This is a genomic window from Streptomyces deserti (genome assembly GCF_054782695.1).
Genome location: NZ_BAAGRZ010000002.1, coordinates 330,968 through 350,929, shown reverse-complemented (window position 1 = coordinate 350,929; position 19,962 = coordinate 330,968). Strand labels below are relative to the sequence as shown.

The 19,962-nt window shown below is 71.8% G+C and carries 16 protein-coding genes; 5 read left to right on the top strand and 11 right to left on the bottom strand.

The genetic code is table 11. The features are described 5' to 3' along the window. Nucleotides 1–10: 10 nt before the first annotated feature. On the bottom strand, nucleotides 11–2,107 hold the full coding sequence (gene tkt / locus ACYVMZ_RS07895; protein ID WP_461076977.1) for a transketolase: 2,097 nt from the start codon (nucleotides 2,105–2,107) through the stop codon (nucleotides 11–13). Nucleotides 2,108–2,261: 154 nt separating this feature from the next. On the opposite strand from tkt, the gene ACYVMZ_RS07890 reads away from it, so the two are divergent. Next, nucleotides 2,262–3,170 (top strand): helix-turn-helix transcriptional regulator, encoded by a 909-nt coding sequence (locus tag ACYVMZ_RS07890; RefSeq protein WP_461076975.1) that lies wholly within the window; start codon nucleotides 2,262–2,264, stop codon nucleotides 3,168–3,170. Nucleotides 3,171–3,976: 806 nt separating this feature from the next. On the opposite strand, the gene ACYVMZ_RS07885 is transcribed toward ACYVMZ_RS07890, so the two are convergent. From ACYVMZ_RS07885 to ACYVMZ_RS07855, 7 genes are all read right to left on the bottom strand, one after another. After that, nucleotides 3,977–5,377: a glycoside hydrolase family 16 protein gene (locus ACYVMZ_RS07885; protein ID WP_461076973.1), complete on the bottom strand. Its 1,401-nt coding sequence runs from the start codon at nucleotides 5,375–5,377 to the stop codon at nucleotides 3,977–3,979. A gap of 457 nt (nucleotides 5,378–5,834) precedes the next feature. After that, nucleotides 5,835–6,980 (bottom strand): RNA polymerase sigma factor, encoded by a 1,146-nt coding sequence (locus ACYVMZ_RS07880; RefSeq protein ID WP_461077117.1) that lies wholly within the window; start codon nucleotides 6,978–6,980, stop codon nucleotides 5,835–5,837. Nucleotides 6,981–6,988: 8 nt separating this feature from the next. After that, nucleotides 6,989–7,396 carry a YciI family protein gene (locus tag ACYVMZ_RS07875; RefSeq protein WP_461076971.1) on the bottom strand — a complete coding sequence of 136 codons (408 nt, stop codon included), beginning with the start codon at nucleotides 7,394–7,396 and terminating at the stop codon, nucleotides 6,989–6,991. Between the two features lie 228 nt (nucleotides 7,397–7,624). Further along, nucleotides 7,625–8,431 carry an IclR family transcriptional regulator gene (locus ACYVMZ_RS07870; protein ID WP_461076969.1) on the bottom strand — a complete coding sequence of 269 codons (807 nt, stop codon included), beginning with the start codon at nucleotides 8,429–8,431 and terminating at the stop codon, nucleotides 7,625–7,627. Continuing rightward, complete coding sequence (locus tag ACYVMZ_RS07865) at nucleotides 8,428–9,795, bottom strand: DUF6351 family protein (RefSeq protein WP_461076967.1); 1,368 nt, start codon at nucleotides 9,793–9,795, stop codon at nucleotides 8,428–8,430. Before ACYVMZ_RS07865 ends, ACYVMZ_RS07870 begins: the two co-directional genes overlap by 4 nt. Beyond that, nucleotides 9,792–11,153: an MFS transporter gene (locus ACYVMZ_RS07860; protein ID WP_461076965.1), complete on the bottom strand. Its 1,362-nt coding sequence runs from the start codon at nucleotides 11,151–11,153 to the stop codon at nucleotides 9,792–9,794. The genes ACYVMZ_RS07865 and ACYVMZ_RS07860 overlap by 4 nt, the downstream gene beginning before the upstream one ends. Before the next feature lie 131 nt (nucleotides 11,154–11,284). Further along, a complete protein-coding gene (locus ACYVMZ_RS07855; protein WP_461076963.1) occupies nucleotides 11,285–11,710 on the bottom strand; it encodes a MarR family winged helix-turn-helix transcriptional regulator in 426 nt (141 codons plus the stop codon). Nucleotides 11,711–12,045: 335 nt separating this feature from the next. Here ACYVMZ_RS07855 and ACYVMZ_RS07850 point away from each other — a divergent pair, with 335 nt between their 5' ends. The 4 genes from ACYVMZ_RS07850 (at nucleotide 12,046) to ACYVMZ_RS07835 (ending at nucleotide 15,969) form a co-directional block, all read left to right on the top strand. Next, nucleotides 12,046–12,963, top strand: a complete 918-nt coding sequence (locus ACYVMZ_RS07850) for an SDR family NAD(P)-dependent oxidoreductase (protein ID WP_461076961.1) — start codon at nucleotides 12,046–12,048, stop codon at nucleotides 12,961–12,963. A 53-nt stretch (nucleotides 12,964–13,016) separates the two neighbouring features. Beyond that, the gene (locus ACYVMZ_RS07845; RefSeq protein ID WP_461077115.1) at nucleotides 13,017–13,892 is read left to right on the top strand and encodes an amidohydrolase family protein; all 876 of its coding nucleotides are present in this window, start codon (nucleotides 13,017–13,019) and stop codon (nucleotides 13,890–13,892) included. A gap of 12 nt (nucleotides 13,893–13,904) precedes the next feature. Then, nucleotides 13,905–15,431, top strand: coding sequence for an acyl-CoA synthetase (locus tag ACYVMZ_RS07840; RefSeq protein ID WP_461076959.1), 1,527 nt, complete (start codon nucleotides 13,905–13,907; stop codon nucleotides 15,429–15,431). Between the two features lie 82 nt (nucleotides 15,432–15,513). Beyond that, entirely contained in the window at nucleotides 15,514–15,969 is a 456-nt protein-coding gene (locus tag ACYVMZ_RS07835; RefSeq protein ID WP_461076957.1) for a MaoC family dehydratase, read from the top strand. 222 nt (nucleotides 15,970–16,191) lie between these two features. Here the strand turns inward: ACYVMZ_RS07835 and ACYVMZ_RS07830 are convergent, their stop codons facing one another. From ACYVMZ_RS07830 to ACYVMZ_RS07820, 3 genes are all read right to left on the bottom strand, one after another. Continuing rightward, complete coding sequence (locus ACYVMZ_RS07830; RefSeq protein WP_461076955.1) at nucleotides 16,192–17,022, bottom strand: PaaX family transcriptional regulator; 831 nt, start codon at nucleotides 17,020–17,022, stop codon at nucleotides 16,192–16,194. 25 nt (nucleotides 17,023–17,047) lie between these two features. Next, the gene (locus ACYVMZ_RS07825; protein WP_461077113.1) at nucleotides 17,048–17,854 is read right to left on the bottom strand and encodes a hypothetical protein; all 807 of its coding nucleotides are present in this window, start codon (nucleotides 17,852–17,854) and stop codon (nucleotides 17,048–17,050) included. Between the two features lie 245 nt (nucleotides 17,855–18,099). Continuing rightward, on the bottom strand, nucleotides 18,100–19,944 hold the full coding sequence (locus ACYVMZ_RS07820) for a LamG-like jellyroll fold domain-containing protein (protein WP_461076953.1): 1,845 nt from the start codon (nucleotides 19,942–19,944) through the stop codon (nucleotides 18,100–18,102). Between the last annotated feature and the right edge of the window lie 18 nt (nucleotides 19,945–19,962).

Here is a 19,962-nt window from a genome sequence, read left to right as displayed (position 1 = left end):
GGCGGTCGGATCAACCGCGCGCGGCGGCGAGGGATTCCCGGGCTGCGGCGAGTGATGCGCGGGCTGCGGCGACGACGTTCTCGGGGGTGAAGCCGTACACGGCGAACAGGGTCTTGGCGTCGGCGGAGGCGCCGAAGTGCTCGAGGGAGACGATGCGTCCCGCGTCACCGACGAACCGGTGCCACGTCAGTCCGATACCGGCCTCCACCGCGACGCGCGCCTTCACGGACGGCGGCAGGACGCTCTCGCGGTACTCGTGCGGCTGTTCCTCGAACCACTCCACGGACGGCATCGACACCACCCGCGCGCCGATCCCCTCGGCCTCCAGCCGCTCCCGCGCGGCGACCGCGAGCTGCACCTCGGAACCGGTGGCGATGAGGATCACCTCCGGCGTCTCGCCGGAGGCGTCCTGGAGGACGTAACCGCCGCGCGCCGCGTCCGGGTTCGGCTCGTACGTCGGCACGCCCTGGCGGGTGAGCGCGAGGCCGTGCGGGGCGGGGTCGGTGGAGTGCCGCCTGAGGATCTCGGCCCAGGCGATCGCGGTCTCGTTGGCGTCGGCCGGACGCACGATGTTCAGGCCGGGAATGGCACGCAGCGCGGCCAGGTGCTCGACCGGCTGGTGGGTGGGGCCGTCCTCGCCGAGGCCGATGGAGTCGTGCGTCCACACGTACGTCACCGGCACCTGCATCAGGGCCGACATGCGCACGGCGTTGCGCATGTAGTCGGAGAACACCAGGAAGGTGCCGCCGTAGACACGGGTGTTGCCGTGCAGCGCGATGCCGTTCATCTCCGCGGCCATGGAGAACTCGCGGATGCCGAAGTGGATCGTCCGGCCGTACGGGTCGGCCTCCGGCAGCGGGTTGCCCTTCGGCAGGAAGGACGACGCCTTGTCGATGGTGGTGTTGTTCGAACCGGCCAGGTCGGCGGAGCCGCCCCACAGCTCGGGGACGACCGCGCCGAGTGCCTGGAGCACCTTGCCGGACGCGGCACGCGTGGCGACCGCCTTGCCGGGCTCGAACACCGGCAGGGCGTCCTCCCAGCCCTTGGGCAGCTCACCCTTGCTGACCCGGTCGAACAGCTCGGCGCGCTCCGGGTCGGCCTCGCGCCAGGCGGCGATCCGCTTGTGCCAGGCCGCGTGCGCCTCGGCACCCCGGTCGAGGGCCTTGCGGGTGTGCGCGAGCACCTCCGGCTCGACGACGAAGCTCTGCTCCGGGTCGAAGCCGAGAACCCGCTTGGTGGCGGCGACCTCGTCGTCGCCGAGCGCAGAGCCGTGCGCGGCCTCGGTGTTCTGGGCGTTGGGCGCGGGCCAGGCGATGATGGTGCGCATCGCGATGATCGAGGGGCGCCCGGCCTCGGCCTGCGCCGCCTTGAGCGCCGCGTACAGCGCGTGCACGTCGACGTCGCCGTTCTCGGCGGGCGCGATCCGCTGCACGTGCCAGCCGTACGCCTCGTACCGCTTCAGCACGTCCTCCGAGAACGCGGTCGCGGTGTCGCCCTCGATGGAGATGTGGTTGTCGTCGTAGAGGAAGACCAGGTTGCCGAGCTTCTGGTGGCCGGCCAGCGAGGACGCCTCGGCGGAGACGCCCTCCTGAAGGTCGCCGTCGGAGACGATCGCCCAGATGGTGTGGTCGAAGGGCGAGCTGCCCTCGGGGGAGTCCGGGTCGAACAGGCCGCGCTCGTAGCGGGCGGCCATCGCCATGCCGACGGCGTTGGCGACCCCCTGACCCAGCGGGCCGGTCGTCGTCTCCACACCCGCCGTGTGCCCGTACTCGGGGTGGCCGGGCGTCTTCGAACCATGCGTGCGGAACGCCTTCAGGTCGTCGAGCTCCAGCTCGTACCCCGCGAGGAAGAGCTGCGTGTACAGCGTCAGCGAGGTGTGGCCGGGGGAGAGGACGAAGCGGTCACGACCCGTCCACTCCGGGTCGGCCGGATCGTGACGCATCACCTTCTGAAAGAGCGTGTACGCGGCGGGGGCCAGGCTCATCGCGGTGCCCGGGTGGCCGTTCCCGACCCGCTGTACGGCATCGGCCGCCAGAAGGCGGGCGGTGTCGACGGCACGCCGGTCGACTTCGGTCCACTCCAAGCTGTCGGCTGTCTGCGTGCTCATCTTCAAGAAGTCCTCGATCCGAGCGAAGTAGCTGGTTTGACGCGTTCAAAACTAAAAGTCTGACTTGTTTGGTGGAAGGTCGCGGTTGCCAGCCTGTGGTGAAAGTGGGACACCCCCACGACGGGACACGCGCACGGGACGGCACGAGACGGACATGACGGACAGACCCTTGCGGGGAAGAGACGGGGACGATGGCGGCGACGGGATCAGAACGTTCCCCTTCCCGGTCGATCTGAGCGTCCTCGGCGTCGGCATGCAGGTCGGCCCGATGGGCGAAGGCCGCGACTGGCGCCCCGACGGGGTGCCGCTGGAACGCGTGCACCGCATCGACTTCCACGTCGTCATGCTGTTCAGCGACGGCCCGGTCCGTCACATGATCGACTTCGCCGAGTACGAGGCCACGGTCGGCGACCTGCTGTGGATCCGCCCGGGGCAGGTCCACCGCTTCTCGCGGACCAGCGAGTACCGCGGAACCGTGCTGACCATGCAGCCCGGCTTCCTGCCCCGCTCCACGGTGGAAGCCACCGGCCTGTACCGCTACGACCTCCCGCCCCTGCTGCACCCCGACGAACCACAGCTCACCGCGCTGCGGGCGGCGCTCGCCCAGCTGCGACGCGAGTACGAGGACACCACCACCCTGCCGCTGAACCTGCACACCGCGGTCCTGCGCCACTCCCTGAGCGCGTTCCTCCTGCGCCTGGCCCACCTGGCGACCAGCTCCGCCCAGGCGGCGCCCGGGCAGACCGACACGACCTTCACCCGCTTCCGGGACGCGGTGGAGCACGGCTTCGCCACCAACCACAGCGTCAGCGCCTACGCCGACGCGCTCGGCTACTCCCGTCGCACCCTCGTCCGCGCGGTCCGCGCAGCCACCGGCGAGACCCCGAAGGCCTTCATCGACAAACGCGTGATCCTCGAGGCCAAGCGGCTGCTGGCCCACACCGACCTGCCGATCGGCCGCGTCGGCGCGGCGGTCGGCTTCCCCGACGCCGCGAATTTCTCCAAGTTCTTCCACCAGCACACGGACATGACGCCGGCGGGGTTCCGGGCGGAGTTGCGCTGACAGCGCAGGTGCCGTCCGGGCCCGGACGACGGACGCCGGCCCGCCCTTGGCCCCCCGGACCCCCGGACCCCCGGACCCCCGGACGTCCGGCGCGGGCCCCGCCCGGCTCACCCAGCCGTCGGCCGCGGCGCCATGCCCACGAACCCGAACGACTCCGGGTGGCCGCGCAGCCGTCCGGCCCGGTGGGTCTCGGCCGCCGCGAGCGCCTGGGTGCTGTCCGGATCGCGGCGGTTGCCCCGAGCCCAGGAGGCCGGCGGATCCGTCCAGGCCCCCTGCGTAGGCGTCGAGTTCGTGGCATGTGCCGATGTGGCCGTGGACCGGAGCCCGCCCGTCGGCGACCACGCGGCCCACCGTGGTCGGCAGGTCGGCGAGGTCCCCGAGCATGTCGACCGCCTTCGGGGAGGGCGCGCGCTCCCAGAAGCCGTCGCCGACCAGGACGCGCCCGCCCTCAGCCAGATGCTTCCGCGCCGCCGCGAGGGTGGCGGGCAGACCGCCGAAGGCGTGCGTGGAGCCGACGCGGAGCACCAGGTCGAAGGCCCGGGAGGCGGGGAAGGCGGCGGCGTCCTCGCGGTGCAGGACGAGTCGGCCGCCGACGCCGACGCCGAGGACGTCCGCGGCCCGCCCGGCACGGGCCGGCGCGCTCCCGGAGATGTGGATGGTCCGCGTGGGCGAGCCGGGAGGTCTGCTCGCGCTGCACCGGCGGAGCCCGTCACAGCGGGCAGGCCCGCGCACACGTGTTCCCGGCCGAAGGGCTCCACGCGTACGCGTGGAGCCCCGCCGCACTCGTCGGCCGCCTGAACCGCCGGTCAGCGGCTGAAGTTGAACCAGTTCACGTTCACGAAGTCGGCCGGCTGGCCACTGGTGAACGTCAGGTAGACGTCATGCGTGCCGGTGACGCCGGTGATGTTCGCCGGGATGGTCCGCCACGACTGCCAGCCGCCCGTGTTGGCCACCGAGAAACTGCCGATGGGCGCGCTGCTGCGGCTGTCCAGGCGCACCTCGACCAGACCGCTGACACCGCCCGCCGCACCACTGGCCACCCGTGCGCTGAACTGCCTTGCCGCTGTGGAGCCGAAGTTGACGCCCTTGTAGAGCGCCCAGTCGCCGTTGGCCAGCGAGCCGATGTTCTGGCCGCCGCCCGAGTCCGAGGTCGACTCGGTGCTCACCCCGGACTGGCCGTCGTACGACTCGGCCTGGATGGTGCCGTAGGCGTCGCGGGTGCCGCCGGTCGGCGGGGGCGTGGTACCGCTCCCACCTGCCGACAGGACCTGGACGTAGTCGACGACCATCGGGTGCCCCGGCTGGGTGCCGGCGTCCGGGCCGCCGCCGAAGGCGTCGGGGAAGCCGCCGCCCATCGCCACGTTGAGGATGATGAAGAAACCGTGGTCCGTGGCGTTCTTCCAGGTCGTCGCGTCGACCTGGTTGGCGCGCACCGTGTGGAAGTTGGTGCCGTCGAGGTAGAAGCGGATCTCCTCCGGGCTCGTCGAGCGGTCCCACTCCATGCGGTAGGTGTGGAAGCCGGCCTGGCAGGTCGTGCCGGGACACGTGGTGGAGCCGCCGATGCCGCTGTTCTCGTTGCAGGGGCCGCCCGGCGAGGTGCCGCAGTGCATGGTGGCGAACACCGTGTTCTGGCCCTGGGTGTTCTCCATGATGTCCAGCTCGCCGACGGCGGGCCAGTTCCAGTAGTTGCCCCGGTAGGGCGCGCCCAGCATCCAGAACGCCGGCCAGTAGCCCTTGGCCGCGGCCCCGGTGACGTTGGGCACCTGGATGCGGGCCTCCACGCGCAACTTGCCGCCGGCCGGGGGCTGGAAGTCGGTGCGGTTGGTCTCGATGCGGCCCGAGGTCCAGTTGCCGGCCGCGTCGCGGCGCGGGGTGATGCGGAGGTTGCCGTTGCCGTCCAGCGAGACGTTGTTCGTGCTGGACGTCATCGTCTCGACCTCGCCGGTGCCCCAGTTGGCGGGCCCGCCGGGGTACCCGGTGCCGGTCGCGTACTGCCAGTTGGACGTGTTGACGCCGCTGCCCGCCGCGCCGTTGAAGTCGTCGAGGAAGACCTGGGTCCAGCCCGACGGGGGAGGGGGCGCCGAAGCGCTCGCGGACGGGGTGGCGACGGTCGCGGCGGCCGCCGCGAGGCCGAGCACGCCGACCACGGCGACCAGCGCCCGCCGCAACGGGCGCCGTCTGCGGTGTATGCCGGAGGTTTCGCTCATGTGGGGGTGCCTCTCGGGTACGGAGTTCTGCTGCGCAGGTGACTTTGAAAGCGCCCTGGGGAGGTGATGAGAGCGCTCTCAAAGTGCCGCCAATGTGCTCCACGTCACTCCGGTCGTCAAGAGGTGAAACAAAGAAAGTCCTTGCGGGGCAGGCAGGTTCATCCCATGAATGCGCGAATGTGCGGGTTGGCGGTCTGGCGGTCTGCGGTCTGGCGGCCTGGTGGGCGCCGAGGCCGCTGCGCCGCGCGCACGAACGGTTCGGGCTGCCCGAAGAGGAGGCGCCCGGCCGGAGCCGGCCCGGCGGCCGAGCAGGGCACTCGTAGTCCATGGCGTGGCCGAAGGCGATCGCGATGATCAGCGGGGGTGCGGTGAGGCTGAGGGCGCCCAGGCCCTCGGCGCCCAGCAGCCCGGCCAGGTGGCCGTCCTGGAAGACCACACCAGATCCGAGCGCGGCCGATCAGTCAAACCGGCGGGCGTTGAGCCGGGCGGCCTGACGCGTCAGGTGGTCGCGCTCGGCGAGGTTGGGTGCCTTTCGGGCTGCCTCGGCGTACAGCCGTGCCGCCGTCACCAGGTCGCCGTCGCGCTCGTGGAGGTACGCCGCCACCGCGGCGTGGCGGGGCAGTGAGTCGTCCAGTGCCGCGAGCGCCGCCAGGCCGGCGCGCGGTCCGTCGGCCTCGCCGGCGGCCACCGCGCGGTTGAGCCGGACCACCGGACTGTCGGTCAGGCGCGCGAGCTCGTCGTACCACTCGACGATCTGCACCCAGTCGGTCTCCTCGGCGGTGGGCGCGTCGGCGTGGAGTGCCGCGATGGCGGCCTGGGCCTGGAACTCGCCCAGCCGGTCGCGGGCGAGGGCCGCCTGCAGGATCGCGACGCCCTCGGCGATCGACTCGGTGTCCCACCGGCCGCGGTCCTGCTCGGCGAGCGGCACCAGGCTGCCGTCGGGCGCGGTGCGGGCGGCGCGCCGGGCGTGGTGGAGCAGCATGAGGGCGAGCAGCCCCGCCACCTCGGGGTGGTCGATCGCGGCCGCGAGCTGCCGGGTGAGCCGGATGGCCTCGGCGGCGAGGTCGACGTCACCGGAGTAGCCCTCGTTGAAGACCAAGTAGAGGACGCGCAGCACGGTGGCGACGTCGCCGGGCTGGTCGAACCGCACACCGGAGACGGTGCGCTTGGCCCGGCTGATGCGCTGCGCCACGGTCGCCTCGGGCACCAGATAGGCCTGGGCGATCTGGCGGGTGGTCAGCCCGCCGACGGCGCGCAGCGTTAGAGCGACCGCGGACGACGGCGTCAGCGACGGGTGGGCGCACAGGAAGTAGAGCTGGAGCGTGTCGTCCACCGCGGGCGCGGGCCCGGGCGCGGGCTCCTCGTCGAGGAGATCCTCACGCCGCCGGCGGGTGGCGTCCGCCCGGGTCGCGTCGAGGAACCGGCGCCAGGCCACGGTGACCAGCCAGCCCTTCGCATCCCGCGGCGGCTGGGCCGGCCAGACCCGGACCGCCTCGACGAGCGCGTCCTGCACGGCGTCCTCGGCCGCCGCGAAGTCGGCTCCGCGACGGACGAGGATGGCGAGCACGCTCGGGGTGAGGCTGCGGAGCAGGGCCTCGTTCATCGGTGAGGTCACTCCGTGATGGTGGGCGACACGCCGTAGAACGGGCGCAGCTCCAGCCACTCGTGGATCGGCTTCCCGCCCGCTCCGGGCGCGGCCGACAGTTCCCCGGCCAGCTCGACGGCGCGCTCGTAGCTGTCGACGTCGATCACCATCCAGCCGGCGATGAGGTCCTTGGTCTCGGCGAAGGGGCCGTCGGTGACCGGCGGGCGCCCCTCGCCGTCGTAGCGGACCCACGTCCCCTCGGGGGCGAGCGCCTGACCGTCGACGAACTCGCCGGTCCCCTCCAGCCGGGCCGCGAAGTCCCGCATGTACTGCACGTGCGCCGAGATCTCCTGAGGCGTCCACTGGTCCATGGGCACGTCGTTGACCGCGGCCGGCGCGCCACGGTAGTGCTTGAGCAGCAAGTACTTGGCCATCGTGGTTCTCCTGGTCTGGTGCGACCCATTGTGGTCGCGTTCACCCCGGGGACGGAGCCGGTCACGGGTTCTCGACATCGGCGCCCGGATTTTTTCGGGCAACTTTTCTTGCTGTCGGCACCATGGTCCACCAAGGCCGCCGAGAAGGTCCTCGAATCGCTCCACACCTGCCCGATCCCCGGGGTCGCCGAGCCCGCCGTGACGCTACGCCGGTGGAGCCCTGGGATCTCAGTGACCGGGCCGCGTGGCGGCCTCCGGCTGCCAGCCCAGGGCCCGGGAGATCCCGCGTGCCGCGAGCCGCACCGCCGGGACCAGCACCGGAACCTGGGCGTCGGCCTGCGGCACCACGACCGACGCGGCGGCCACCACCGTGCCGTCCGCCCCGCGCACCGGAGCGGCCACCGACAGCGCGTCCTGGGTGACCTGCCGGTCGCTGACCGCGACGCCCGAGCGCCGCACCTCGGCCAGCACCCGGCGCAGCCGCGCCGGATCGGTGATCGTGTACGGGGTGAAGGACGCCAGCGGGCCCGCGCAGTACTCGTCCTGCAGCTCCGGCTCGCTGTGGGCCAGCAGCGCGAGACCGACCCCGGTGGCGTGCAGCGGCCAACGGGCGCCGACCCGGATGTGCACGCCGACCGCAGAGCGTCCCGACAGCCACTCGATGTAGACGACCTCGGACCCGTCGCGCACCGCGAGCTGCACGTTCTCGTGCGTCGCCTCGTACAGGTCCTCCAGGTACGGCAGGGCGAGCTGCCGCAGCGCCAGCCCGCGCGGGGCGAGCGCCGCGACCTCCCACAGCCTGAGCCCGACGTGGTAGACGCCGGACTTGTCGCGCTCCAGGGCGCCCCACCGGGTGAGCGCGCCGACCAGCCGGTGCGCGGTGGTCAGGCTGAGACCGGCCCGGCGGCTGATGTCCGTCAGCGACAGGGCCGGATGCTCGTGGTCGAAGGCCGCGAGCACGGACAGCAGCCGGTCGGGCGCCGTGGGGGTGTTCCCTGTCCGAGCGGAGCCGAGAACCTGGGGGCGGGCGGTCATGGCCGGGCATCTCCCGGGTGGGCGAGGTCGTGGGGGCGGGGGTAGGCCGCCGGTCGGTACGGAACATAGCGGGCCTCGGCCGCCGGATCCTCCTTCTGCGCACGGGAGTTGAGCGCGCCGACCGAGGTGTCCCAGCGGCCGGTGTCCAGCCGGTGTTCCAGGGTGTGCAGGGCGGCGAGCATCTCGCCGGTGGTGAACGTGCAGTGGCCGGGGCCGTCGACGTACGCCTGCCGCAGCAGCGGCCCGGAGCCCGCCGCGGTGGCGGCCCGCCGGTAGGCGCTCTCCGCCTGGACGGGGATCAGCGCGTCGCCGGTCGTGTGGATCGTCAGGTGGGGGTCGGTGAGACGACCCGTGAAGACGCTCGTATGCCGCATCCACCATACGGCCGACGGGTCGGCGGAGATCCGGGGCGCCCGGTTCAGGGCCGCGAGGTCGGCGCGCAGGGAGACACCGGCCTTCCGGTAGAGCTCGGTGACCTCCTTGTACAGCGGGGACCTGGCGAGCATCGCCGAGTAGTCGACGCCCGTGTTCCACGACGGGTTGCCCCCGGCCCGGGCCTCGGCCTCCTGCCGCCAGCGGAAGGCGGGGAGCTGGATCAGACCTCTGATGGCCGTGTACTGGTTGGCCTGCCGGGTGTCCCGGTCCGTCGGGCCGGGCCGGGGCTGCGAGGCGTCGTTGTGGCCGGGGACGTTGTGCAGCGCGGCGGCCAGCGCGATGCGGGCGCGGCCCTCGGGGGTCCGCTGCGCGGCGTCGACCTTCGTGGTGAGCGTGTTCGCCGCGCCGGCTGCCTCCGCCTGGTCGGTGAAACCGGTCAGGGGGACGTCCGCGCCGGGAGCCAGCAGCGTCTTCAACGCGAACACGGGGTCCAGCGTGCTGTTCCAGTTGGCGACACCGCCCTGCACCAGTCCGCACATCGACAGCGAACCGTCGAACCGGCCGGCGTGCCGCTCGGCGAGCATCGTGGTGACCAACCCGCCGTACGAGGTGCCCCAGGCGAGCGTCCGCCGGGCCGCCCCGAACCGCCGCGTGAACTCCTCCAGGGTGGCGAGCTGGTCGGGCACCGCCTCCGTCACCGCCCAGCCGGTCGTGGCGTACGAGGAGCCGATGAGGGCGTATCCCTCGTCCAGCAGCTTGTCGAGGACGGCCGAATCCGGCGTGTTCCGCGCCGGGTTGGGGGATCCGGCGGGGGCGTAGCCGTGGCTGTACAGGAGCACGGTGCCGTTCCAGGACGCGGGGACGTCCATCGCGTAGCGGGCGCCGGAGGGGAGTCGGCCCTCCAGGTGGGTGTCGGTCGCGGTGGCCTGCGCGGGCGGCGCGGTCGCCACGCACAGGGACACGGTCAGCAGCGCGAGACGGATCCTCAACGCGGGGTTCCTTCCGGGGCGGGGGCGCAGGCGGGGACGGCGGGGGTGTGCAGGGCGTCGGTGTGCGTCTCGCGCAGCCGCCACACCGTGACCGCGGTGATCGCGGCGCCCGCGCACAGCAGCAGCGACACCGGGGTGCTGCCGCCGCCGGTGGAGGCGAGCAGGCTCCCGGCGATCAGCGGGGAGAAGCCGGCGCCGATCAGGGTGGCCGCCTGGTAGCCGAGGGAGGCGCCGGTGTAGCGGACGCGGGTGCCGAACATCTCGGCGAGCAGGGCGCCGAGCGGCCCGTACATCGTCGACTGGGCGACGCCGTGGCCGAGGGCCAGGGCGAGGATCAGCAGGCCGGGTGAGCCGGAGTCGACCAGGGCGAGGACGGGGAAGGCGAGCGCGGCCGAGGCGACGGCTCCGGCGAGGACGACGGGGCGGCGGCCGACCCGGTCGGACAGCGCGGACGCGGCGGGCAGCACGGCCAGCGCCACACAGGACGCGACGGTCACGGCGGTCAGCACCTGCGGACGCGTATATCCCTGGTCGACCGCATACGAGATCATGAAGCTGGTCAGCAGCGACTGGGCGGTGAAGGCGCCGATGCCCACGCAGGCGGCCAGCAGCACCGGCTTCGGCCGGCGCAGCACCTCCACCACCGGCGGCCTGTCCAGCGGCTCCCGCTTCGCCTGCGCGAACAGCGGGCTCTCGGCGACCTTGAGGCGCACGAACAGGCCGACGCCCAGCAGCACGATGCTCAGCAGGAACGGCACCCGCCAGCCCCAGGAGCGGAAGTCGTCGTCGGGCAGCGCGGAGACCAGGGTGACCACCCCGGCCGACAGGACGGAGCCGAGCGGGGCGCCGAGCTGGGTGAAGCTGGACCACAGGCCGCGCCGGGAACCCTGCGCGTGCTCGGCGTGCTCGACGACCATCAGCATCGCGCCGCCCCACTCGCCGCCGATCGCGATGCCCTGCACGACCCGCAGGGCGACCAGCAGGATCGGCGCCCACACGCCGATCGCGTCGTACGTCGGCAGCAGGCCGATGAGGAAGCTGCCGCAGCCCATCAGGACCATGGTCAGCAGCATCATCGACTTGCGGCCGATCCGGTCGCCGAAGTGGCCGAAGACGATGCCGCCCAGCGGGCGGGCCAGATAGCCCGCGGCGAAGGTGCCGAACGCCGCGATGGTGCCGACCGCGGGATCGGCCTGGGGGAAGAACAGGTCGCCGAAGACCAGCGCGGCGACCGTGCCGTAGACGAGGAAGTCGTAGAACTCCACTGCCGTGCCGAGCAGGCCGGACAGTGCGACGCGGCGCAACTGCCGCGAGTCGGGGGGGAGTTGACCGGAGGACGAGGGGCGGGACGGCTGCATGACGAGCTCCCTGATGCCGTTGCCGGGCGGGTGGGGCCGGAGGGGACTACCGGCGCCCGGTGAAGTTAGGCACCTATTGAGCGGCCGTCAATCATTTGCACAACATCAATCGCCGGCACGTCCGGTACGCGTCAGTTCAGGCCGTCCTCGGCGACCCGCAGCAGCAGCGCGTGCAGCGTCTCCCGCTCGGCGGCGTCCAGCGGGGCCAGCAGTTCGTCGGTGACCCGCTGCCCCGCCTCGTCGGTGTCGCGCAGGAAGGCGCGGCCGGCCTCGGTCAGCGCGACGATCCGGCTGCGGCGGTCGTCGGGGGAGGGGCGGCGCTCGGCGAAGCCCAGCTTCTCCAGGTCGTCGACCAGGCCGACGATCGCACTCGGGTCGTAGCCGAGCCGGGCGCTCAGTTCGCGCTGCAGGGCGCCCTCGGTGGTGGTGAGGAAGCGCAGCAGTGCGTAGTGGCGCAGGCGCAGACCGGACTCCTGGAGCGAGGCGTTGAACAGCTGCCCCGAGCGCAGGCCCAGCCGGTACAGCAGGTAGCCCGTGTCGGCGTGCAGCCCGCGCATCCACGGCTCGTGCGCGTCGATCGGAGCGGGGGCGGGGCTCGTGGGGTGCGGCTGGCGGGCGATGACGGACTCCCTGGTCGTGCGGTGGTTGATGCGTGCTGGTTCCAGTCTGGCGCACCCTGCCGGTCGGCAACAACTATTGACGTCCACAATTATTGCTCCTAGCTTCGATCTCGGGCCGTGCCACCTGCATCCGCGGTCGCGGTATCCGCATCCGCGGTCGCGTCACCGGCACCTGCAAGCAGCGTCACCCGCATCCGCAAGCAACGTCACCGGCATCCCGTAGCCGCACCACCAGCACCAGGACCAGCACCAGCTCGTGAAGGGACTCACCCGTGCCCAGCATCGATCTCACCGGCAAGGCCGCCGTCGTCACCGGCAGCGGCCGTGGTCTCGGCCTCGCCTACGCCCACGCCCTGGCCGCCCACGGTGCGTCCGTGGTCGTCAACGACGTCGACGAGGCGGTGGCCGAGGCGGCCGTGAAGTCCATCGCCGAGGCCGGCGGCACCGCCGTCGCCGAGGTCGTCCCGGTCGGCACCTCCGAGGCCGCGGACCGGCTGGTGAACCGGGCGGTCGCGGAGTTCGGCCGGCTCGACGTCCTGGTCACCAACGCCGGCATCCTGCGCGACAAGGTCCTGTGGAAGATGACCGACGACGACTTCGACGCGGTGATCACCACCCACCTCAAGGGCACCTTCACCTGCGCCCGCGCCGCCGCCGTCCGCATGCGCGAGCAGGGCGAGGGCGGCACGCTGATCCTGGTCGGCTCCCCGGCCGGGCAGCGCGGCAACTTCGGGCAGACCAACTACGCGGCCGCCAAGGCCGGCATCGCCGCCATGGCCCGCACCTGGTCCATGGAGCTGGCCCGCGCGAACATCACCGTCAACGCGATCGTCCCGGTCGCCGCGACCGCGATGACCGAGACGATCCCCGCCTTCGCCCCGTACATCGAGGCCCTGCGCGACGGCGAGCCGCTGCCGGACTTCCTGCGCAAGGGCGAGGGATTCGGCACCCCCGAGGACTGCGCGGCCCTCGTGCCCTTCCTCGCCTCCGAGGCCGCCCGCTCCGTGACCGGCCAGTGCATCGGTATCGGCGGCGACAAGGTGGCACTCTGGTCGCATCCGCAGGAGATCAGGGCGGCGTACGCCGACGGCGGCTGGACCCCCGACGCCCTGGCCGACGCCTGGCCCACCTCGGTCGGCGCGGAACCGCAGACGGTCGGCATTCCGGCGCCGAAGTTCCCGGAGGCGTGATGGACCCCGCTATGAACGTCGAGGAACCCGTCATGAACGTCGAGGAACCCGTCATGAACGTCGAGGAACTCGTCGCGATCGACGTCCACACCCACGCGGAGGTCTCCTCCAAGGGCCACTCCTCCCTGGACGACGACCTGCACGACGCCTCCTCCGCCTACTTCAAGGTGGAGGGCAAGCGGAAGCCGACCCTCCAGGAAACCGCCGCGTACTACCGGGAGCGGAAGATGGCCGCCGTGATCTTCACGGTGGACGCCGAGTCCGCCACCGGCACGCCGCCGGTCCCCAACGAGGAGGTCGCCGAGGCCGCCGCCGCCAACCCGGACGTGCTGATCCCCTTCGCCTCCATCGACCCGTTCCGGGGCAAGGCGGGGGTGAAGCAGGCCCGGCGCCTGGCCGAGGAGTACGGGGTGAAGGGCTTCAAGTTCCACCCCAGCATCCAGGGCTTCTTCCCCAACGACCGGGCGGTGGCGTACGACCTGTACGAGGTGATCGAGGAGACCGGCACGATCGCCCTGTTCCACACCGGCCAGACCGGCATCGGCGCGGGCGTGCCCGGCGGAGGCGGCATCCGCCTGAAGTACTCCAACCCCCTCCACGTCGACGACGTCGCCGCCGACTTCCCGCACCTGAAGATCATCCTGGCGCACCCGTCCTTCCCCTGGCAGGACGAGGCCCTCGCCGTCGCCACGCACAAGCCGGGCGTGCACATCGACCTGTCCGGCTGGTCGCCGAAGTACTTCCCGCCGCAGCTGGTGCAGTACGCCAACACGCTGCTGAAGGACAAGGTCCTCTTCGGCTCCGACTTCCCCGTCCTCACCCCCGACCGCTGGCTCGCCGACTTCGAGAAGCTGCCGGTCAAGGACGAGGTGAGGCCGAAGATCCTCAAGGAGAACGCCGCCCGCCTGCTCGGGCTGACGAAACCGTAAAGGGGCGCGACGATGCGCAACGAGGGACTGGGGTCATGGCCCGCACGCCGGGCCCGTAAGACGCCCCACCGCACCGCCCTGATCCACGGCGACGCGTCGTCGACCGACGACCGCACATCGCATACCAGCTATCGCACGCTGTATACACGCACCACGCGTCTCGCCCACGCCCTGCGCGAGCGGGGCGTGCGCCGCGGCGACCGCATCGCCTACCTCGGCCCGAACCACCCCTCCTTCCTGGAGACCCTGTTCGCGGCGGGCACGCTCGGCGCGGTCTTCGTCCCGCTCAACATCCGCCTCGCCGGGCCCGAGGTCGCCTACCAGCTCGCCGACTCCGGCGCCAAGGCGCTCGTCTACGGTCCCTCACACGCCGGGCTCGTCGCCGGACTGCCGGGCAGCACCGACGTACGGGCGTACGTCGAGGTCGGCGCGGAGTACGAGCAGGCGGTCGCCGAGGCCTCCGAGGAGCCGATCGACGAACCGGTCGGCACCGACGACACCTGCATCATCATGTACACCTCGGGCACGACCGGCCGCCCCAAGGGCGCGATGCTCACCCACGGCAACCTCACCTGGAACGCGGTCAACGTCCTGATCGACCACGACCTGATCGCCGACGAACGCGCCTTGGTCTCCGCCCCGCTGTTCCACACCGCCGGCCTGAACATGCTGACCCTGCCGGTGCTCCTCAAGGGCGGCACTTGCGTCCTGGTCGAGGCCTTCGATCCGGAGACCACCTTCGACCTGATCGAACGGCACCGGATCACCTTCATGTTCGGCGTGCCGACGATGTTCGACCAGGTGGCTCGGCATCCGCGCTGGCCGGACGCGGACCTGTCCTCACTGCGCATCCTGACCTGCGGCGGCTCCCCGGTCCCCACCCCGCTGATCGCCGCGTACCAGGAGCGCGGCCTGACCTTCCTCCAGGGCTACGGCATGACCGAGGCCGCCCCCGGCACGCTGTTCCTGGACGCCGAGCACGCCGTGAGCAAGGCCGGTTCGGCGGGCGTGCCGCACTTCTTCAGCGACGTACGGGTCGTACGGCCGGACATGACCCCGGTCGACGTCGGCGAGACCGGCGAGGTCGTCGTGCGCGGGCCGCACGTCATGCCCGGCTACTGGGGGCTGCCCGAGGAGACGGCCGCCTCCTTCGCCGACGGCTGGTTCCGCAGCGGGGACGCGGCCCGCGTCGACGACGACGGTTACGTGTACATCGTCGACCGTATGAAGGACATGATCATCTCCGGTGGGGAGAACATCTACCCCGCCGAGATCGAGGACCAGCTCCTCGCCCACCCGGACATCGTCGAGTGCGCGGTCATCGGCGTGCCGGACGACAAGTGGGGCGAGGTGCCGCGCGCGGTCGTCGTGCCCCGGGAGGGCGCCGCGCTCGATCCCGACGAGGTCCTCGCGTCGCTGGCCGGCCGCCTCGCCAAGTACAAGATCCCCAAGTCGGTGGTCGTCGCGGACGAACTGCCGCGCACCGCCTCCGGCAAGCTCCTCAAGTCCCGCGTGCGCAAGCGCTACGGCGACTCATAGCTCTGCGGAACTCCCGGCTCTGCGGAACTCCCAGCTCTACCTGACGCCCATCTCCACGCAACTCCTAGCCAAGGACCCCTCTATGAGCATCACCGTCAACGGCCTCGACGAGCTCAAGAAGCTCGCCGGCAGTGACCTCGGCACCAGCGAGTGGATCGAGGTCACCCAGGAGCGCGTCAACACCTTCGCCGACGCCACCGGCGACCACCAGTGGATCCATGTGGACCCCGAGCGCGCCAAGGACGGCCCGTTCGGCGCCCCCATCGCGCACGGCTACCTCACCCTCTCCCTCTTCATCCCGCTCTTCACCGAACTGCTGGACGTCCAGGGCGTCACCACGAAGGTCAACTACGGCCTGAACAAGGTGCGTTTCCCGGCCCCTGTGAAGGTCGGCTCGCGCATCCGGCTGGCCGCGAAGCTTGCGGAGGTCGAGGAGGTACCGGGCGGGGTGCAGATCACCGTCGACGGCACGATCGAGATCGAGGGCGGTGCGAAGCCGGCGGCGGTGCTGCGGAGCCTGTCGCGGTTCTACGCCTGAGACCGTGGCGGCGACAGGCCTGCGATCCGGCCCGCGTTCCGCGCCTGAGAAGACCTGAGAAGAGGCGGTGCTCCGCCGGAGAGCCGCGACGGTGCCACGCCTGAGGGCCTCGGCCGTGCTACGGCTGAAAGCCGCGGCGGTGCTACGCCTGAGACGTTCCATGCCTTGAGAGCCGCGGCGGTGCCACGCCTGACGTTCCATGCCTTGAAGGCCGCGGCGGTGCTACGCCTGACCGCCGCGCACCGGTACCAGGTCGAGAAGGCGTTCCGAGGACTCCCGGGCGAGCGGTGACAGCCGGTCGTGCACCGTCCGGAACGTCTTCTCGGCCTGCTCGGCCGGCCAGTCGTCCGGCAGGTGCTTCACCGGCAGGCGCGGGTCGCGGCGGACGAGCCGCAGCCATTCCGTCTGCAGCCGCAGCCGCAGGACGAGCGCGTCGTCGGCGTCCGGCAGGTCGTCCTCCCACGGCTGCCAGCGCCGTACGAACGCCGCGTAGCCGGCCGCCAGGTCGGACAGTTCCCAGGTCTCCTCGATCATCTGGCCGACGTCCATGCCGGGGTCGGCGTGCGCGCGGAACACCTTCACGTGGGCGGACAGGCCGAGCTCGGCCACCAGGCCGGAGACGTCGACCTCGCCGGGGGCGATCCACAGGCCACTGAACAGCGGGCCGAATCCGCTCCAGGTGAGCTGGGAGCGCAGGTCATGGCGCTGGCGTTGCCAGGACTCGGGCAGTGAGAAGCCGAGCAGGGTCCAGGTGCCGTCCCAGGTCCGGTTGACGGCGCCGGTCTGCCAGATGCGCCGCTCGCCGTCCCGCAGCACCGCCTCGGACCGCTCGGTCAGCCCGAAGTACATCCGGCGGCCCTCGCGCTGGCGGCGCAGCAGACCGCGGTTCACCATGCGGGTCAGCGTCGAGCGTGTCGCCTGCTCACCGATCCCGGCGCGGGCGAACACGTCGATGACACTGCCCGAGTACACGCACACGTCACGTCCGAGCACCTGGTCGCCCAGGAACGTCAGCATGAGGGACTGGGGCCGCAGCGACTCTTCACCGGTCACGCGGCCCACCGTACGCCCTCGTGGATCAGTCCGTGACCTGCCGGTACGCGTATACGGCCGTCGATACGGCGCATACGCCCGGCGGGATCATCTGGGCGCGCAGGGTGCCGCTGCCGGCGTCGTAGTCGACGCCCTCCGTCTCGAAGGTGCCCGTGCACACGCTGCGCTGCGGCAGCGCGAACAGGCTCGTCACCGCGCCGGTCACCGGCCGGCCGTCGAGTCTGTGCTCCAGGTCGACCTGGAGGAGCGGCCGGATCTCGGGGAAGAGGATTCCCGAGGCGTCGTTCAAGGCACACACCAGGCGGGTGTCGGTGACGAAGTCGCAGCCCTGGATGTCGCGCACCGGCTGGTCCAGGGTGATCTGCCCGGCCTCCTTGAGCTCCCCGCCGGCGGGTGGGGTGGACGGGTTGAGCAGGGGAGCGGGGAAGACCTGGAGTCTGCGCTGCTCGCCCCACTCGCCCGACACCAGCCACTGCCCGTCGGGTGAGACGGCGGCGAAGGAGTTGTTCACCTTCTCGCCCGGGTTGAGCCGGTGCACGTACTCGTAGCGCTTCCCGGCCGGGGTGGTCACCGCGAACATCTTCGACGTCGCCGCGTCCGCGCCCTGGTAGGCGTCGAAGACGTGGCCGCGGGCGATGTCCGGGTCGCCGACGTGGTTCCAGCCCTTGGCCCGCAGGTCCAGCGGGATCGAGGCCAGCCCGCGGTACAGCAGCGAGCCGTCCGCGCGGCTGGCCAGGCCCTGACCGCCGCCGAGGGTGCCGGTGTACGCCGTGCCGCTCTCCACCCAGCGCGGCTCACCGGCCGACGCCGTACCCGCGCCGAGCACGGACATACCGAGCACGGACGTACCAATAAGGCGGCACAGGCGAGAATATGACGCTTCATCAGGGATCAGGAACCTTCCACGTCGACGAAGATGGGGTTGGAATAGAACCACGCATCGGCCCACGGGTCACCGTCTCCGGGCGCGTGGGGGATCGGACCGTGCGATCGGACCGTGCGGGTCGATGGCGGCGCCGAGGTGACCGGTGCGGTGGGGGCAGCCGCTGCTCGGTCATGACGGTCCGCTGGGTGCGGTCAGTGGTTCATGAACGACGTGACGGGCAGCGCCCGTTCGACGATGCGTACGTCGCCGAGCCGGCCGTGCAGGATCTGGTCGATCCGCCCGGCGTACTCGTAGCCGCCGAGCAGCCACGGCAGCCCCACCGAGGCGAGTCCGACGGCGGTCGCCCTCGGGTTGCGGACGACCGGGCAGCCCTCGACATAGAGGGTGGTGTGCGCGCCGTCGTTGACGACCGCGAGGTGCCACCAGGTCTCCAGCGGGGTCTCCTGGCCCCAGTTGGTGGCGATGCCCTCCTGGTTGAGCGGCCGCACCGCCCACTGCGGTTCGCGGTCGTCGGACAGCGACAGCGTGGCCAGCGGCTCGTCCGGGTCGTCGGCGGTCTTGCCGGCGGCGCCGCCGGTGCCGGTGCGGCCGACGAGGCCGGACCAGGCGTGGTGCGCCGGATCCCAGTCGGCGGGCAGGCGGTAGAAGGCCTCGATGGTGTAACCGTCCTCGAACGTCATCGAGTTGAGCGGGGCGCCGTCGACCGTGCGCAGGTACGCGCCCCGCAGCGGCGACTTGTTGCCCTGGAACTCCAGGCTGCCGTGGCCGGGCTGGTCGGGGTGGTGGTCGGACGACCAGGTGAGGGTGCCACCGCCCACCGCCACCAGGGCGAGGTCGTTGCCGCGCCCGGACAGGTCACGGACCGTGCCGGTGACGGCCGTACCCGACTCGTGTCCGTAGAAGCGCCAGTAGGCGACCGTGCCCGGTACCAGCAGGCGCGAGGCGGGCCGGGAGGGGCGCGCGGGCACCGGAGCGAAGCCGGAGAAACGTTCCTCGAAATCGATCTCGACGGAGAACCGGTCGGCGTCCCCGCTCAGCTCCCTCTCCTGCCGTTCCAGCTCGTTGTGCCCCTTCGCGGCCCGGCCCAGGATCCACGGGGAGACGGTCTCCACGTCGATGACGTTCCGGTCCAGGTCGAAGCGGTAGAGACGGATCATCGCCGCGCCGCCGAAGTAACGGTTCTGATAGTTCGTCAGGTGCAGGTGGACGTCGTTCCCGGCCGCGTTCTGGCGGGTGGTGCGGGCGGCGGGCCAGTAGTGGCCGTTGAGGGTGAGGAAGATCTGGTCGTGGTCCTCGATCAGCCGGTCCCACAGCTGCTGCCCGTACGACGACAGGGCGCCGTCCTCGGCGACCAGCTCGTGCGTGGTGAGGACGACCGGCGTCCTGGGATGCTCGGCCATCACCTCCTTCGCCCACGCGTACCCCTTCGCCGACAGCCGCCAGTCCAGCGCCAGCACCATCCACTCGCGGCCTGCGGCCCTGAAGAGGTGGCAGGTGTTGTAGCCGTCCGGGGAGGCGCCCGCGAAGGTCAGCCTGCCCCGGAAGCGCTGCGGCCCGAAGGCCTCGAGGTATGCGGTCGACCCGCGCTGGTCGTCCGTAGACGATTTCACGTCGTGGTTGCCGGCGAGGACGCTGTAGCCGACTTCCCGCCGGTCCAGGAGCCGGAACGCCTCGCTGATCGCGGCGACTTCGGGCCGGGCGCCGTTCTGTGTGAGGTCGCCGAGGTGGGTCAGGAAGACGATGTTCTCGTCCTCGGTGTGCTCCAGGAGGTAGCGCAGGGACGCCTCGACCGGCGTCTTGTCGATGCTCGGACCGTCGAAGAGGTACTGGGTGTCCGGCATGACGGCGAGTGTGAAACGACGGCTGTCCGCATCGGGCCGCCGGAGGCCCGCCGGTGCCGCCCCGGCGGCCGTCGTCAGCACGGCACCGGCCGTGGCGGCGGCGCCGAGGAGCGCGGTGGCCCGCAGGAAACCGCGTCGTGCGGCGCCTGCCTGGGCGGCCTCGCAGCCCTGGTCGTGCTCATGCGAAGTGCACACGTGTGCTCCGTGGGAGGT

Bases quoted from the DNA above. Each gene is read 5' to 3' on its own strand.
- tkt (WP_461076977.1), bottom strand. From the start codon at position 2,107: ATGAGCACGCAGACAGCCGACAGCTTGGAGTGGACCGAAGTCGACCGG.
- ACYVMZ_RS07860 (WP_461076965.1), bottom strand. From the start codon at position 11,153: ATGCAGCCGTCCCGCCCCTCGTCCTCCGGTCAACTCCCCCCCGACTCG.
- ACYVMZ_RS07870 (WP_461076969.1), bottom strand. From the start codon at position 8,431: ATGACCGCCCGCCCCCAGGTTCTCGGCTCCGCTCGGACAGGGAACACC.
- ACYVMZ_RS07840 (WP_461076959.1), top strand. From the start codon at position 13,905: ATGCGCAACGAGGGACTGGGGTCATGGCCCGCACGCCGGGCCCGTAAG.
- ACYVMZ_RS07825 (WP_461077113.1), bottom strand. From the start codon at position 17,854: ATGTCCGTGCTCGGCGCGGGTACGGCGTCGGCCGGTGAGCCGCGCTGG.
- ACYVMZ_RS07890 (WP_461076975.1), top strand. From the start codon at position 2,262: ATGACGGACAGACCCTTGCGGGGAAGAGACGGGGACGATGGCGGCGAC.
- ACYVMZ_RS07845 (WP_461077115.1), top strand. From the start codon at position 13,017: ATGAACGTCGAGGAACTCGTCGCGATCGACGTCCACACCCACGCGGAG.
- ACYVMZ_RS07855 (WP_461076963.1), bottom strand. From the start codon at position 11,710: ATGCGCGGGCTGCACGCCGACACGGGCTACCTGCTGTACCGGCTGGGC.
- ACYVMZ_RS07875 (WP_461076971.1), bottom strand. From the start codon at position 7,396: ATGGCCAAGTACTTGCTGCTCAAGCACTACCGTGGCGCGCCGGCCGCG.
- ACYVMZ_RS07885 (WP_461076973.1), bottom strand. From the start codon at position 5,377: ATGAGCGAAACCTCCGGCATACACCGCAGACGGCGCCCGTTGCGGCGG.
- ACYVMZ_RS07880 (WP_461077117.1), bottom strand. From the start codon at position 6,980: ATGAACGAGGCCCTGCTCCGCAGCCTCACCCCGAGCGTGCTCGCCATC.
- ACYVMZ_RS07835 (WP_461076957.1), top strand. From the start codon at position 15,514: ATGAGCATCACCGTCAACGGCCTCGACGAGCTCAAGAAGCTCGCCGGC.